Source organism: Sutcliffiella horikoshii, from assembly GCF_008180725.1.
Lineage (GTDB): Bacteria > Bacillota > Bacilli > Bacillales > Bacillaceae_I > Sutcliffiella_A > Sutcliffiella_A horikoshii_B.
Genome location: NZ_VTEV01000004.1, coordinates 250026 through 266328, shown reverse-complemented (window position 1 = coordinate 266328; position 16303 = coordinate 250026). Strand labels below are relative to the sequence as shown.

General features: G+C 38.9%; 13 protein-coding genes. 6 read left to right on the top strand and 7 right to left on the bottom strand.

The window, feature by feature from the left end; translation table 11 throughout:
• Nucleotides 1-269 precede the first annotated feature (269 nt).
• Complete coding sequence (locus FZC76_RS11280) at nucleotides 270-584, top strand: hypothetical protein (protein WP_148988283.1); 315 nt, start codon at nucleotides 270-272, stop codon at nucleotides 582-584.
• 64 nt (nucleotides 585-648) lie between these two features.
• On the opposite strand, the gene FZC76_RS11275 is transcribed toward FZC76_RS11280, so the two are convergent.
• Complete coding sequence (locus tag FZC76_RS11275) at nucleotides 649-903, bottom strand: YqkE family protein (RefSeq protein WP_148988282.1); 255 nt, start codon at nucleotides 901-903, stop codon at nucleotides 649-651.
• 199 nt (nucleotides 904-1102) lie between these two features.
• On the opposite strand from FZC76_RS11275, the gene katA reads away from it, so the two are divergent.
• Together katA and FZC76_RS11265 are read left to right on the top strand one after the other, a co-directional pair.
• The gene (katA, locus tag FZC76_RS11270; RefSeq protein WP_187442042.1) at nucleotides 1103-2560 is read left to right on the top strand and encodes a catalase KatA; all 1458 of its coding nucleotides are present in this window, start codon (nucleotides 1103-1105) and stop codon (nucleotides 2558-2560) included.
• A gap of 119 nt (nucleotides 2561-2679) precedes the next feature.
• Nucleotides 2680-3972: an ATP-binding protein gene (locus FZC76_RS11265; RefSeq protein ID WP_262372551.1), complete on the top strand. Its 1293-nt coding sequence runs from the start codon at nucleotides 2680-2682 to the stop codon at nucleotides 3970-3972.
• A gap of 53 nt (nucleotides 3973-4025) precedes the next feature.
• On the opposite strand, the gene FZC76_RS11260 is transcribed toward FZC76_RS11265, so the two are convergent.
• The 4 genes from FZC76_RS11260 to FZC76_RS11245 all read right to left on the bottom strand — a co-directional run bounded on the left by FZC76_RS11260 (nucleotide 4026) and on the right by FZC76_RS11245 (nucleotide 12167).
• Nucleotides 4026-5747: a WG repeat-containing protein gene (locus FZC76_RS11260; protein WP_148988280.1), complete on the bottom strand. Its 1722-nt coding sequence runs from the start codon at nucleotides 5745-5747 to the stop codon at nucleotides 4026-4028.
• A 153-nt stretch (nucleotides 5748-5900) separates the two neighbouring features.
• Nucleotides 5901-7049 carry an SMP-30/gluconolactonase/LRE family protein gene (locus FZC76_RS11255; protein ID WP_148988279.1) on the bottom strand — a complete coding sequence of 383 codons (1149 nt, stop codon included), beginning with the start codon at nucleotides 7047-7049 and terminating at the stop codon, nucleotides 5901-5903.
• Nucleotides 7050-7284: 235 nt separating this feature from the next.
• Complete coding sequence (locus tag FZC76_RS11250; protein ID WP_148988278.1) at nucleotides 7285-7842, bottom strand: dihydrofolate reductase family protein; 558 nt, start codon at nucleotides 7840-7842, stop codon at nucleotides 7285-7287.
• Between the two features lie 98 nt (nucleotides 7843-7940).
• Nucleotides 7941-12167, bottom strand: a complete 4227-nt coding sequence (locus tag FZC76_RS11245; protein ID WP_148988277.1) for a tetratricopeptide repeat protein — start codon at nucleotides 12165-12167, stop codon at nucleotides 7941-7943.
• Between the two features lie 196 nt (nucleotides 12168-12363).
• Between FZC76_RS11245 and FZC76_RS11240 the strand changes: the two genes are divergently transcribed.
• A complete protein-coding gene (locus FZC76_RS11240) occupies nucleotides 12364-12669 on the top strand; it encodes a hypothetical protein (RefSeq protein ID WP_148988476.1) in 306 nt (101 codons plus the stop codon).
• Nucleotides 12670-12698: 29 nt separating this feature from the next.
• Here FZC76_RS11240 and FZC76_RS11235 read toward each other — a convergent pair whose 3' ends face one another.
• Nucleotides 12699-13979, bottom strand: a complete 1281-nt coding sequence (locus FZC76_RS11235) for an MFS transporter (protein ID WP_392396835.1) — start codon at nucleotides 13977-13979, stop codon at nucleotides 12699-12701.
• Nucleotides 13980-14131: 152 nt separating this feature from the next.
• On the opposite strand from FZC76_RS11235, the gene FZC76_RS11230 reads away from it, so the two are divergent.
• Entirely contained in the window at nucleotides 14132-14842 is a 711-nt protein-coding gene (locus FZC76_RS11230) for a vanadium-dependent haloperoxidase (protein WP_148988275.1), read from the top strand.
• A gap of 73 nt (nucleotides 14843-14915) precedes the next feature.
• On the opposite strand, the gene FZC76_RS11225 is transcribed toward FZC76_RS11230, so the two are convergent.
• Nucleotides 14916-15743: an EcsC family protein gene (locus FZC76_RS11225; protein WP_148988274.1), complete on the bottom strand. Its 828-nt coding sequence runs from the start codon at nucleotides 15741-15743 to the stop codon at nucleotides 14916-14918.
• 108 nt (nucleotides 15744-15851) lie between these two features.
• Between FZC76_RS11225 and FZC76_RS11220 the strand changes: the two genes are divergently transcribed.
• A complete protein-coding gene (locus FZC76_RS11220; RefSeq protein ID WP_148988273.1) occupies nucleotides 15852-16163 on the top strand; it encodes a hypothetical protein in 312 nt (103 codons plus the stop codon).
• Nucleotides 16164-16303 lie beyond the last annotated feature (140 nt).

The following is a 16303-nucleotide window of genomic DNA, read 5'->3' as shown; positions in this document are numbered from 1 at the left end:
GAAGCTGTTTTTTGTGTTTTAGAAAAACGGTAAGTTTTTGAAGGCTCATAGCTGTTGATTGAAGCAAAAAGCGAAGACTCCTGCGGGAAAGTAGCGGCGATGATGAGACCCCTAAAGCGTTATCAGGAGGCTCAAGGTCTCCGCGCGGTAAGCGAGGCCATTTGTGGAAATCAACAGCGGTGTTTGGCGGATATTTATATCAAAATTTTGAAACTTATTCCATTTTTTATACGTAGATTAATATAACTATGTATAAAGGAGGAAACATAATGGTCAAATACCTTATCACTTTAATAATTGTGCTTGCAGTAGAAATTGGCATCTTACTGGGAATCTCCACCTATTTTGCCTTTAACCTCTTAAGCACCATGTTTTTCGGCTCTCTTGCATTTGTCTTCCTTGCCTTCTTCTCTAGTTCCTCAGGAGACATTTTCACTAAAAATTCAGAAGCAGCTGTTTTTGATTCCATGGCTGGTCGTTACACCCCACAACAACAGAAGCCAACACTACACATCGGGCCATTTTTACTAGGATCTCTGTTATGTTTAGCTGTCTACTTCGTCATGGCTTTTTTTCTTTCCTAACAAAAAAGAGAATGGTTATCTAGACAGACCATTCTCCCTTTTCAATTAACCCACCCAGCCAAACTCACTTGAATTCCTTCCAATTTTGACTACTTTCTTCAAACAGTTCTTCAAACGATTTGTTCTTCTCCCTTAATCGCTTTTCTTCCTTTTTTCTTTCAGCTTCTTCTGCTTTTTGTTTTTGTTCTGTTTGAACAAGCTGGTCCTTCATGGATTTTAATTTCGAGAAAACATCGCTTTCTAATTGGTCCTTCAATGATATCTTCTCTTCTCTATTATTCTTTAAAGGTCTTGGATTACTTTTATTCTTTTTCTTCACCGCAAGTCAACTCCTATCATCACGTTTTCTAGTAGTATAGCAAATTCACAATCAACCATAAACAGTCACGTAAAATATACAGATTACTTAAAGATATATATTATTACTTTATAATAATTATAAAAAAGTATTGATTTTCGTCTAATAACTGTTATCATTATGCGTGTAATATATTTTTTTCAATTTGAGGTGAAGGATTTTGACAACTAATAATAAACTTACAACTAGCTGGGGAGCTCCTGTGGGAGATAACCAGAATTCCATGACTGCGGGTTCAAGGGGACCTAGCCTCATACAAGATGTACACCTTTTAGAAAAACTCGCCCATTTCAACCGGGAACGTGTTCCTGAACGTGTAGTGCACGCAAAAGGTGCTGGTGCACACGGGTACTTCGAAGTAACGAAGGATGTTACAAAATACACGAAGGCAAAATTCCTTTCCAAAGTAGGAAAACGAACGCCGCTTTTTGTACGTTTTTCCACGGTAGCAGGTGAAAACGGCTCTGCAGATTCCGTTCGCGATCCACGTGGATTTGCAGTGAAATTCTATACCGAAGACGGGAACTATGATCTTGTCGGAAACAACACACCAGTGTTTTTCATAAGAGATGCCATCAAGTTTCCAGACTTTATTCATACTCAAAAGCGTCACCCTCAAACGCATCGAAAAAACCCTAATGCCGTTTGGGATTTCTGGTCCTTATCGCCAGAATCCCTTCATCAAGTGACCATCTTGATGTCTGATCGTGGAATCCCGGCTACATACCGACATATGCATGGCTTCGGTAGCCACACCTTCAAATGGGTGAACGAAGAAGGCGAAGGTGTTTGGATTAAATATCATTTTAAAACAGAACAAGGTATTAAAAACTTAACTGATGAGGTTGGTACAAAGATTGCAGGTGAAAACCCTGATTATCATACAGAGGATTTATTCAATGCCATCGAAAAAGGTGATTACCCTGCATGGAGGGTTTACGTACAGATTATGCCTTTAAAGGATGCGGATACTTATCGCTTTGATCCATTTGATGTGACAAAAGTTTGGTCACAAAAAGATTATCCGTTGATGGAAGTTGGAAGGATGGTATTGGATCGAAATCCAGAGAATTACTTTGCCGAGGTGGAGCAGGCGACTTTCTCACCAGGAACACTTGTACCTGGAATTGACGTATCTCCAGACAAAATGTTGCAAGGTCGCCTTTTTGCCTACAATGACGCGCATCGCTACCGTGTTGGAGCCAATCATCAGGCGCTACCCATTAACCGAGCAAGAAATGAAGTTCACACCTATCAACGCGATGGCCAGATGAGGTTTGACAACAATGGTGGGAGTTCCGTCTACTATGAACCCAATAGCTATAACGGGCCAAAAGACACACCTGAAAACAAGCAAGCAGCTTACCCTGTATCAGGTATAGCAGATAGCGTTGCCTATAAGCAAGATGATCATTATACTCAAGCAGGTGATTTATATCGTTTGCTAAGTGTGGAAGAACGTACCCGCTTAATTAAAAACATTGTAGCTGCGATGGCACCTGTGGAAAGCGACGAAATTAAACTTCGTCAAATCAACCATTTTTACAAAGCGGATCCAGAATACGGCATGTTAGTTGCTGAAGGTCTTGGTTTGAAAGCTTCACAAGTAGCTCGATAAAATACATTTTCATTTCTCTTTTATTCTCACTTCTGTCAAGCAGGCACTAAAATTTGGTGCCTGTTCCTGTTTGTTAGAAATATTTACACATAGTTACTATTATTAGCTTCAAAATTTTAATGTTTCTGCTATTATTAATGGGAATGGAAGTTGCAACAGAAGGGACGTTTAACCTCTTGATTGAAACATTATTATTGAATTTTCTTTTTTTGATATTACCTATTATCATCTATCTAGTATTTTTTGAAGACAAACATCATACATTTAATAGGTGGATGTACAGTTTATTTGCCACTATTTCCATGGTGCTATGTATGTCTCACCCTATTCATTTACAATTAGGGTTCATTTTCGATTTACGCTATATCCCTTTTTTCATTATTGCGCTATATTCTGGTCATAAGTATGCTTTTCCGCTTTACATAGTCTTAAATTTATTCCGTTTTTATATCGGAGGGGAAGGAACTCTCAATTCTTTCCTTACTTCTACAATTGTATTTTTATTCGTTCCATTTCTAAAAAATATGTTTTTGACATTTAAACCAAAGAATAGATTGATATTTTCAGCTGGTATAATAACGGTGTTTATGGGAATCTACCTTATTCTACTAAGTCTGTATTTCGAAAAATTAACTAGCGAATTTATCATGCTAAGTATATATGCCGTCACAACGCATGCAGCGTTAATGGGAGTTATTATCATACTAATAGAAAAGATCATACTTAATATTCGAAATCGTGAGCGCTACATCAGTGCCGAACGACTAAATGTGGTAAGTGAACTGTCTGCAAGTGTTTCGCATGAGATTAGGAATCCATTAACGGTTACGAGCGGTTTCCTTCAATTACTGGGTAAATCAAAGACAATTGGTGTGGAAGAAAAGAGATATTTAGATCTCTCCTTGCAAGAATTAAAACGAGCAGAAAAAATTGTGAGTGACTACCTATCATTTGCAAAACCACAATCTGAAAATATGGTCTACTCTAATCTAGAAGAAGAGGCTGAATATACAAAAAATCTTATCATCCCATATGCAGCCATGCATCAGGTCGAAGTTCAATATTCCTTTTACAACACATTGAAAACGTCCTATGACCGCAACCAATTGCAACAATGTTTCATTAACCTTTTCAAAAACAGTATAGAGGCGATGAAACCTAATGGAGGTATACTTTCTATTGCAATTACGGAGGTAAAGAACGACATCATTATTACAATAAATGATTCAGGAATTGGCATGACTTCCGATGAAATAAACCGGTTAGGTAAGCCGTATTTCTCAACGAAAGAAGAAGGAACCGGCCTTGGAATGTTGATGGTGTACAGTACAATCAATAAAGTCAAAGGGACCATAAATGTAAAAAGTAAAAAAGGAAAAGGCACCACCTTTATCATCACCATTCCTACATAGAAAAAAGGTAGACTTCTGATGAAGAAGCTACCTTTTTCTTTATATCTATACAATTAATGAAACGACCGCCAAAACGCGCCTTTTTTGTCAATGATGTTATTTATCTGTTTGAAAGGGATTTCAAATGTAGGGAACCCAGCTGCATATGGGGCTATCTCATATGGCGTAAAATAGAGGAACAACGCATCACTAGATAAATAGAATGGCTGATCAGGTTGAATCCCTTTAAATGAATCTGGGAAGTAGTTATCAGGATTTTCCTGTATTTGTTCTTCAACCAAATCACTTAATACTTTCACGTAATCACTGTTGGGTTTGAACAAGTCTTTCAACACGTATATTTTACCTGTGCTGATATCTATTGGCACCATGATTTGTGTTGGCATGCCATGTGCTGCTCCAAAAGGATAGTTGTAGCCATTAAGCTCTAGTATTAGTAAGTTCTTTTTATAAAATTGCACAGAAAAATCACCTGTGTAATTATAATCCAGCTGTTTATCCGGGGGAATAGGAATAATTTGAGATTGTGTACGTAATACTTCGTTGACTTTTTTCTCTGCTTCTTTATTTTTCATTCCCTGTAACTGTGGATAATACACGAGATAATCTTTGTTTGGCCGGTATTTTTCTTCGCGGATTGAGACATTCCTATTTACAGGAATGACTGAATTTTGAGCATACACTAGATTGCCAGCTTTATCATAATAGGACAACCTCTGATCCACAAATGCCCTCACCAACTGCCCTTCGATAGAAAGCGTTCCAATGCCATCTATAACAGGAAGGTCTTTTGCCTGTCTGCCGCTTTTGTTGATAAAGAAACTTTTAAGCCCTTGCGTCACAGAGCTATATTCCCCTTTGTAGTTGTTCACTGTATCATATTGAAACTCAGTCATTATCTGTCCGCTCACCGTATCCGCTATGGCATATGTCGAGCCAACAAATGGTTCTTCAGGGTTAATGGCTCTTCCGATAGCTGCCCTGTTCCCACCAAGTTGGTTCACATCGTTATATCTTGGAGGAATGATATAGTTTCCGCTCTTATCAATTAAACCGAATTTATTTTTATAATCATTGGAAGCATTGACAACTGCCCTCCCCCCCTGAAAAGGTAATGCCATACCAAATTGCGGTTTTATGACGACATTCCCTGACTCATCTACATACCCCGCTTTATCCTGATAGGTTTTCTTGAAGGAGAGTAGCCCTTCACTTAATCCATTCATCTGTTCGTACGGATACGTTTGTAGTTGGGTGCCAGTAGAATTTAATAAAGCATATAAGCTATCTTTCACCTGTACGAGTGCTTTGCCGCTACTCATATCAAAGGCATACTGGAATTGAGCAGGAATTGCTACATTACCGTTCAGATCTAAGTATCCATAAAGTGTGGTTCCCCCATCTTGAGAATCTTGGAAAACTGCACGGCCCCCTTGATAGGGACTAATAAACGAATATGTTTTTTGCGTCAATACTTTACCTTTTTCATTTAAGACTACTGAACCACCCTCATTCAACATAGCTATGGCGCGGCCCTCTGTAAATGGAAAAATGGAGCTGTACTTGGGGCGAACCACAAATTTACCGGTTTGTGTAATAACCCCTGCCCCACCTTTACGAACAATCGCTAGCCCGTTTTGCTGAAACTCCCCCGCATCTTCAAAGCTAGGCTTTAACACAAACTTCCCCTTCTCATCTATATATCCCCACTTTGTTCCTTCAACCGTTCTTACCGATGCAGGAAACAAACGCGGTTTAATAATTCTTCCGAACATATATATGGTCACCCCATTAGTTTTTGATATCTTATGGAATAATGGGGTGATAGGTGAAGGCCTAACATGAACGGTCGAACGATTAAGGGATTCTTTCAGCTCTTATAACAGCCATTTTTTGCGGAAAAGAAAATCATCTTTTCACCCTTTCTTCTACAAGCCAACATCTTCTTTATACAGTACCCCGATCGAATTCATTTCGTTAAGATGATGAAAATATAGGTTGTCTTCTGTTTCGGTTACTCCTGTAATAGAAGTAAATGGAAGAGAATCACTTTGCATATCCTCTACTACTTCGCCTGATTCATTAATTGCAATAACATGCGAGTACCCAGACCCTTTAGGTAACATCTTAGCTGGAAGACGCATTGCCATTTTCCTTAATATGGGCTTATCAGAACTAAATTCCAAAAAGTCATTTCTAGGCATAATTAAGCCAATCCAGATTCTACCGTCATTTCCACGCATCATATTATCAGGTAGTCCAGGTAGGTTATCTATTAGAACTTCTAAATATTCACTTTTATTCTTTGTACTTATTGTTTGATCTGATTCTAGATTTAATTTCCAGACGCGGTATCTTCCCGTTTCATTTATTAAGAGATGTTTTTCGTCCATACTTAATGCTAATCCGTTTGCAAAACTAATATCTTTCACCAGAACTCTAGTTTTTTTCGTAGTCGGATCATACTCCAATACTCTTCCTGTACTGCTATTTTCGAGAATATCTATCTCTCCAGCCCGTCCAACATCACCGATCTCTTTCGCTTTTGTTCTTTGAGAAGCATCAGTAAAATAAATGATTCCACTATTAGAAACTACTACCGCATCAACAAACCTAAATGGAGCTTCGGTTTCTTCAGCGGTGTCTGTTAAAAGTTCGATTTCTGGATCACCTTCTTCATAGTTGCTTATTTTAAGTAATCCGCCATGATTACCATAAAGGGGGTCAGCAACCACAATTGACCCTTCGTTATCAAAGTCAAAGCCTAAAGGTCTGACTTTCATATTGGCAATTTCCTGTAATTCTGTACCATCCTCTCGTACACGAATGATTGCACCTGTTTTTGTGGCAGCGTACAACCATCCTTCCCGATAGACGATATGCTCAGGCTCTTCATATTTTCCAATTGAAAGAAATTCCATTTCATTTAATCTATTATTTTTTTCGTAAGCACCGATGTATCCCTTCGATTTCGGAGAATCCCATACAACAGGGTCAATCGAGACAGGCCACAATAACAGATACAAGATTAATACCGTACAGAGAAATGAAAGAGCTTTGATGATGGTTAGTTTCATAATTTCCCTTTACCTCCAATAACTACCATATAGCTTATTATCTCTCACAAATAAGGTTGAGTCCACGCAAAATTGTAGAAGTTTTGAATTTGAAGGTAGAAGTTTGGCTGGGAAATGTAGAAGGTTATCCGGGAAATGTAGAAGTAGGCAGTTTAACGGTCGAAGCGGGCAAGTAAACGGTAGAATCTCCTTTTTTCCCAATCAAAATACAAAAAGCAGTTGCACTCCAAAAGAGTTACACCTGCTTAATTTCGTCTCTTATTACTAAATATCGATTCTGAACCAGTCCTGAAGAGAATGACTTACTCTCCAAAAGCTCTAGCTTATTTTCTTGTTCGGTTTCTTTAAATAATCTAATGCCATTCCCAATAAGGATTGGTATTGTTGATAGGACATACTCGTCAATTAGGTCTTGCCTGACGAACTCTTTTATTACTTCCGCTCCGCCATCAACAAATATATGTCCTCCACCAGTTGAGCGAATGTTATCAATTAATTCTTTTACATCGCCTGTGTAGTATTCAACATTATTATCTGATCCTTCTTTAGAATTGGAGAGAACATAGGTTTTTCTTTCCTTGTGGGGAAATTCCACGCCAAAAGACAATACTTTCTCATACGTTCTTCTACCCATTATAACTGTGTCCACACTTTCTACAAAAGCCAAATACCCATAATCTTCTCCAGGGGTATCTACCATGGAAAGCCAGTCGATATTATCGTCTTTTTTTGCTATAAACCCGTCCACACTTTGTGCGATGTATACAATTACTTTTCTTGAATGTTCCACCATGTTTCCTCCTATAGAAAAAATTACAATTATTTTAATGATAGTAGCATGTAAACAAAACAGGAACAAGCACCATGTGCATTGCCCCTGTTTCCTCTCCACTATTGCTCTGACACTTCCAAAGGAAACATTCCTGCTTCCTTCAATGGTTCCAAATCTTCATCATTCAACGACATTTCAATGAAAACCCCATCCTCATCTGCTTCGAATAATTCAGCCAAGTGAGTGGCTGATTCCTCGAATTCCCCTAAAAGAGACAAATAGCATGCACGATTATATAATAGCATAGCGTCTTCAGGACCAATTTCTAATGCCTTATTCACCAACTCTAATGCTTCATGGAATTCACCATTTAACCTTAAAGCTATACTAGCTTCATTCATAATCTGCGTGTCGTCCGGAGCAATTTCTAATGCTTTCCATATTGTATCCTTCGCTTCTATAACGCGGTTGGTTTCTCTGTAAAGGAGTGATAACTGATAGTAAGCAGCCGGATCGTCGGATTCAAGTTCAATAACTTGTTGATAGATTGATTCCGCTTTATTAAAATCACCAAGTAGCTTGAGCACATAACCATACTGTGACAGATACCTAGGAGCTTCTTCTTCTGCCAGACATCTTTCCACCAGTTCTTTCGCTCGCAATAAATATTGTTGATATTTTTTCTCTGGCGCCTCTTTATCTAGTAACTCCAGTATCGTAGAGGTTAGCTGGTAGGCTACATCAGATTCCCAATGGTACTTTAAGAATTTTTCGTAGGACTTGATGGCGTCCGTTTTCATTTCAAGCTGTAGGTAAACATCTGCCAGCCAGAATACTGCGGTGACATTTTCCCTATCATGTTTGAGTGCGTTTTCGTAAAGACTGATCAGAACACCAAAGTCCACACTCGCTTTGCCAAAATTCTTCAGCTTCTTGAACCAATTTCGTTCGGATAGATCATACTCTTCCTTTTCTCTTCTCGCCATAAGCACTTTGTCAAAGGCCGCAGCTGTGTACATGCTGACCATACTCTTATCTTGGTCAGAAAGTTTAAGTCGATTTACGACTTTTTCCAAAGTTAGCATAGAACCCGCACCGACATGAATTTCTACAAACAACTCATACAAATTCCGGTTTTCGATGTCCTTACATATTAATGGTAAGATTTCTTTCTTGGCTTCTGCATATTTCTTCTTACGCAAGATAATTTGTATCCGATGCATAAGAAGTGGGATCTCGTCTGGTTCCAAACCAAGGGCTTTCAAGACATACTCCTCTTCTGCCCCATGATCTCCAAGCGCTCCATATATATATCCAAGGCTGTCATAAACAAAAGAAGCATTTCTTTCATTTAGAAGACTATCTAATTTCTCTTTCAGTTCCAATAGTTCATTTTTCTTTAAAAGAGAGGCAAAATACTCGATATTTACAGCATACGGGTTAAGTGCAAACGCCTTACGGATATGAAAAAGCTCTTGTACCTTATGGTTTAGTCGATGACAGATATCAGCAATATTAAGGTGGGCCTGAACATGAGTCGAATCAAGTTCAAGGACCATTTTGTAACATTTTCTTGCTTCCTTATCTTCCCCTAGCTTAACCAAAATTTCCCCAAGACGGTATAGAGGAAGTAGTTTGTAAGCTTTGGAAAGAGCTAATTCATAACATTCCTTCGCTTGATACCACAACCCTCTACTCTCATAAAGACATCCCAAATATGATGGATATAGATAATTTTCTACATCTTCTTCGTGTTTGTTTTGCAGGAACGTGAATCCTCTAGCATTATAAGGAGTCTCTTCAATAAGATTAACATAGAGTTCCAATGCATCTTCCACGTTTGCAGGGGCGCAATTAATTCCTTTTTCCAATAAGGATAATGCCTGTTCTAAATGTCCTGGTGGCGCATCCATTGCCAGTGCAGCTTCCCACATATATTTTCCTGCATTCACCAAATACTCACTGTCATCCTGAAATCTCTCATAGTTCTCATTTAGCCATGCATACGCGTCACTGAATTTCCCTTCTTCTTTTAATAAATGACCAAGATTTACCCAGCCAGCAGAATCCTCCGGATACTTCTCTGTTGCTCCTAAGTATTGAACTCTTGCTTTTTCATACTCTTTCTGGCGCTCATAGAAGTCACCAAGTTCAAGAAGTAGAAGAATTGCTTCGTCTGTTTCTTTTAATCCAACATGTAAAAGCGGTTCCACTTTCTCAGGTTGCATATAGACAAATTCGTACAGCTGGGAAAGATCGCGATATGGTACAGCAATTTCAGGATCGAGTGAAATCGCTGTTCGAAATCCCCTTTCTGCATGACGGTACCGTTCTAATTCTTTGTCACATCTTGCTCTTTCAAACCAAGCATGACTGTGCGACTTTACTTCCTTCAGGACAGAGCTGAATTGTTCTCTTGCCTCTGTATAAAACTTATTATCAAACAAAATCATTCCATGGTTGATTCTGGTGAATGTATCTAGATCGTTAATATCCATTGCAATGGACGAGTAACGTAGAGCCTGTTCATCTAACCCTCGGAAGGAAGTGGAAAGCGCTAGATAGGACCAGAGAACAAAGTCATCCGCTTCAAAAGTAATACCTTTTTGGAAGCAGCTTGCCGCCTCTTCATGTTCGTTCTTCTCGTAATGAATTCTTCCTTTTAAATACCAGTAAGCAGATGGATAATAATGAGGTTTTACATATGCAAGGTATTCTTCTGCCTTACCCCATTTTTTTATGCGAACATATGCCATTGCGATAATAAGATATTTATATTCTTTTTCAAATTTGGACTGTTCAACAACGTCTGCTGCTTGTAACAGCAAATCTTCCTCACCCTGTTTTGCTAGGAATTTCAAGAAACTTGCAGCGACAATTATGTTTGTTATGTTTTCACGAATAAAGGTTTTGTCCTCTTCGGAAAAGTCCTCATTACAATTTTCTCCGAGCACTTGTGTTCTAGCAGCAATTTCATGTTCTTTATCGTCTAAAAAATGGAGAAAAGCTGCCTGTTGTGATGGAACGACTGCAATCGCCAGCGCGTGGCTATTGGTGAATTCTTCCTGAAACTTCTCATATTCCACATAGAGAACATCTGTCAAGTTCGGATCCTGAATAATTAGACACTGCAGATTATCATCATATCCAACCACCACCTGTACATGGGAAGATGTAGGATACTCCAAGCTCATAATGACCGAGATGCCTGATTGTAACATCTGTTTGATAAGCTTCGCATCGCTATAAAAATATCGGCTGTAAAAGCCTCTTTCCTCTAATAGCGTAATAGCTTTGGAAATGCTAGAACCTGAAACGGTAAAGATGGACTCTGCCACCTCCTCTTGTGAAACGTGTTGATTATACATGCTGAACACCATCTCAAGACTTGCTGGGACACAGTAGTTGTTTTTTTGAAGGGTCGGTTTGTACATATTTATTAATATAGATTCACTTTTCACTGTTTCCGGTAGATGCCTAAAATGGGATTGGGTAGCTATCGTATCATTCTTTTGAAGAAAATCTCGCAAAGCGGAAATATCATGTTGATGGTACAAACTCTCTGCCACCCACAAGCTGTTGACTGTCTGATAGCTATGAAAAGGAGTAACATGCTGAAGCTCTTTAACTGCCTCCCTTAGTTCGGACCACTCTTTTGTTTTATAAAGATAGCGAATTTTCTCCATTTGTAGCCTCGGAAAATTTGGATATTGTAGGATTGCATGGTCGATATACTTTTTCGCCTCCTGCAAATTACCTTGAAGCATATAATGCCTGATTAACATTCCAAAGGCGTAGGCACCGTCTTTCTTATCCTGTAACCCTTCAAGGAGTTGCTTTACTCCTTCCTCCCACTCACCTTTTTGGAGATAATAGTAACCCCAGCGTGTTTTCATCGAGTTGGGAGTCAGTTCTTCACATTTCTTCAGATAGTCATAGGCAGCTTGATAACGGCGCATACGGATACAGGCAATAGCGAGGTTATAGACAACTTTTTCTTCTTCTTTTTTTGTTAGGTCTTCCTGTATTAATGTTAATAATAAATCCTCTGCATTGATAAAATCTCCAAGATCAATAAGTTCCTCACAATACCAGATGCTGGATGCTACTGTTTTCTTTTTTCGATGATTTGCTCTTATCAGCATTCCAGAAACATCATCCATCAGAGCAAGGTCCATAACCTGTAAAATGGGCCTCAGTTCCTCATCCGTAAGCGCTAGGACCTCCCGGAATGCTAATAATCTTGGCTTTTTCGTATAATCGGTAAGAGTACTTATAAAAAGTTGGAGTGCAGCTTGATAATTATTCTCTTCCATTAATTGTGCCAACTGTTTGGTATTTATCATAACTTCTCCTCAGATCCCATTCGAAATTTTCACATAACTAGATTAAATATACGATGTTACATTACTCTTTACCATCTATTTTTTATAGGTGAAAAGAACTGTTAAAATAAGAAATGGCTGCCACATGAGAAGATGTTGGTTCATTAGCCTATTTCCTATATAATGAGTTTACAAGAAACAAAGGAGAAATTAGATGATGGACAAAAAAGATTTGGAACAAGCAATTATACAAAACTATCAAAAAGAGGAGAATATGATGATATTGGTTTTTGCACAATGGTGTATTAACCATAACTTAGACCCATTTACACTCTATACAAAGGCATATCCTGATCAAGCAAATAACCCTGCACTGGCTCAAGCCTTGGATTTAACAGTGTCTAAAGAAGAGGCAGGGGATATTTCGAACGATACAGTATTAGGAGTGTTAGCTATGTTTGGGAATGACGACTTAGCTTTTGTTGTGTCAGAGGAAGTGGAGAAGGCAAAAACGAAAAAATAAAAAAACGGCGTAAGCAGTCTGTATTCTGCTTACGCCGTTCTTTTATTTTTCACCTGTTTATCAGTTAGATTTACTCTACTAGCCCATATGATTAAAGGTAATAACAGGAGGGAGAATAGCCCACCACCTATAGACAGCAGCGAAAAGCTGGTATGTGAGACAATCACTCCTGACATTATGCCGCCTGTTGCCCCAGATAATGCAACCAACACATCCATAGAGCCTTGGACCTTGGCACGTGAAGAAGGCGTAGTGGCATCTACAATGGTTGCCGTGCCGCTTATCAAACCGAAGTTCCAACCTAAACCGAGTAGCGCTAATGCCATTATCAATACAAATAAATTATCACCAGGAGCAGTCGCTGCAATAATCCCTGCTAGAAGTAGCGTTACACCAGCTGCTGAAGCCATAGTGGTACGTCCAACCTTATCGACTAGAATCCCGGTAACTAGTGAAGGCAGATACATAGCACCAATATGAATCCCGATTACAAGTCCGATTGCATCTAGGCCGTGTCCATGATGCCCCATATGGATGGGTGTCATCGTCATGATTGCCACCATCACCATCTGAGTCAACACCATTACAGAGCCACCGATGATGATTCCCCGGTTATTCTTTTTTGGACTAGTTAAGGGAGGGTTCTCCGCATTCTTCCAATTTTCATTTTCCAATGCTTTAGACACCAGTAAAGGATCAGGTTTCATATAAAAAAGTAATACCAATCCAGCCAAAATAAAAGCTGCTGCTCCTAAAATAAAGGGACCCGCTAATGATGGGACACCTATGGAAACAGCGAAATCTCCCATCACACCGACTAAATTAGGTCCCGCAACTGCCCCAAATGTAGTCGAAACTAGTGCAATACTAATTGCTTTCCCTCTTTGTTTGGCAGATGCCAGATCTGTACCGGCATATCTTGCTTGAAGATTAGATGCCGTTCCTGCCCCGTAGAAAAGAAGCGAGAAAAACAGCAACCACACATTATTGGTGACAGCTGCAAGCACTACACCTAATGCACTGATTCCTCCGGTTAAAAAGCCGCCTGCCAAGCCAACCCTTCTTCCAAACCTTTGTGATACACGTCCAATCAAATATGCCGCTCCTGCTGAACCAAGTGTCAATAAAGCAACAGGAACACCAGAATATGCATCTGTCCCAAGCATGTCTTGAGCCAACAATGCCCCTACCGTGATACCTGCTGCCAGACCAGCCCCACCAAATACTTGCGATAGAACGACAATAAAAAGAGTTCGTCGAAATATTAGTTGTAATTTCTCAGGGGAAGCGACTATCTCTTCTGAAGTTATTTTATCACCTTTCAATTATCTCTCCCCTTTGTTCAATTAAGACATTTCTTCCTATTTTAGCATGCTTCCATCATAAGAGCTTATTATTTTTATCATATATTTCATCCATCTATCATAAAGAATTTAGAAGAACTTTCTAAGGGGTTGAATCAATGCGCACAGAATATAGGCAATGGTCTCAGTATCCATATGAAGGAGAGCAATCACCACCTATTGGAAATCCTAATGCCGGCTTTTGGCCGATATTTTTCATCAGACGAGAGGGAGCCAATAGGTTCCTAGACCCTTTTGGAAAAGAAATAACTTGGCAAATAAGAGAGCCTTTATCAATAGATTGGAACAACGAACTACATATTGTCGAACAAACCATGAGCACCCTAACCCCACAACAAATCCAAAGTGCACATTATTGGGCTACCGGTGAAATTGCAGAAAGATTTTCAACCATGCTGTATGATTTTGCAGAGCAATATCCGATGGGCTCTCCAAATTGTGCCCGAATGCAAGGATTTTTCCATGCAACCATGAATGACGTTTTTGTAGTTTGCTGGTATTTAAAGTATTTATGGGATGTTGCCCGTCCCAATCAATATGGAAGAAATATTAGAAAGATCATGGATACACCGAGATTTCCTGCATACCCCTCTGCACACGCAACCTTAGCAGGAGCGGCTCAAGAGATCATGACGTACTTTTTTCCTCAAGAACAATCCCGAATAAAATCTACTACCGAGGCTTCTGCTCAATCCCGCTTGTATGCAGGGGTTCATTTTCAAGTGGACAATGATGAAGGAATACGACTCGGCAGGCAAATTGGCAGGATGGTAGTGGAAGTGTTAAAGGTTCAGAATGTTAATCAGTAATAATTCATTATCATTAAAGCCTACTGACCTTTATCGGTAAGGTCAGTAGGCTTTAAAAAATTCTTTCTTTGGCTTACGATTCTTTTGTTTTCTCGGTTTGAACCTCTAAACGTTCTACTCTTTCCATAATTCTTCTCTTCTGATAGAGCATAGTTCCAGCTTCTGTAAGATCGCTCACCATCGTACGATTGGCAAACGCTCCAAAAAGAATCCCTGCAACCGGTACCAATTGAAAAAGCTTTTTCCAACCAAAGGACTCTGTGAATGACACGGTTACTTCTCTCCAACCTTGAAGTTGGGAGAATACCTCTTTTGATTTCATTTCTTCATTCGAAAAATCAACCAGCTCATTTAGAATTGCCTGCTTCCCAACAATATCTGCCGATGTAAATTGTAAGCATTTCAAGATAAATATTCTCTCCGCTTTCTCTTTTGGATCATATCCATGCAGAATCGCAATTTCCTGTAATGTTTTTAGAGAAATAGCTAAGATTGCAGGAATATCAATTACTAAAGTAAAGATTCCCCCGATACCTGTACTTGCTCCTTGGATAGTAGCTGCATTTTTACGTGTTTTACCTAATTCAAGAGAAGCTTCTTTCATTTCAACTACAGGAACTTCTTGAAAATCTTTAAGACTTGTAATCGTTCTGCCCGTTTTTTTCTCAAAATAATGAAAGACACTTTTCTCACTTGATAGATAACTTCCTCCATTTTGAATAAAGCTCCCCAGTTCATCAAGAAGGCTTCCTATCTTCCCTTGAATAAATCTTGGAGTCAATCTATCAAGCAGTTTAAAGGGAATACGGCCGATTCGCTCCCATAACCATAGCCCCTTTTGATCTTTTTCCCATTTCTCTATTAACTTTAGTTCATTTTGCAGTGTTTCTTTTGTTTCCATTCCTGTTTCTCCTTTAGATATATAGTCGTGTTGTCATCTGTTACTATTTGAAACTTTTCCTTTCAGCATACGTATATACATTGTCACAACCATATTTAGGAGGCAACGATGAAAAAGGAATTATCCATGAAAAATTTATTGAACATTATAGGGCTCTTAATTTTTTTAGGCATGATAATCATGGCAATAACTAACCCTTTGACCATAGATCCCAACTTAGGAATCTATCAAACCGAAAAGGCTGTTATTAAAGGAAAAAAACTATACAAATTCGTATGGTTTCTTCTAATTTCTAGTATTACTTATTTTCTTCTCGTTCAATTATACTTTTCAACTCCAAAAGGACGAAAGCTGTTTTTCATAATTCTTTCTGTTTTAGCCATCGCGGCCCCAATGGCTGCTATCTACCTTGAAAGGTGATTACTGGTTGAGTCTCTTTTTTTGTTTAAGTAATCTAGTTTCATAGATAACCAAAAACGAAAGAAGTGGAGGCATCATTTCATCCTCCACCCATGTTTATTTGAATAGCTCTAAATTGCATGGAATATCTGTGTAACCTA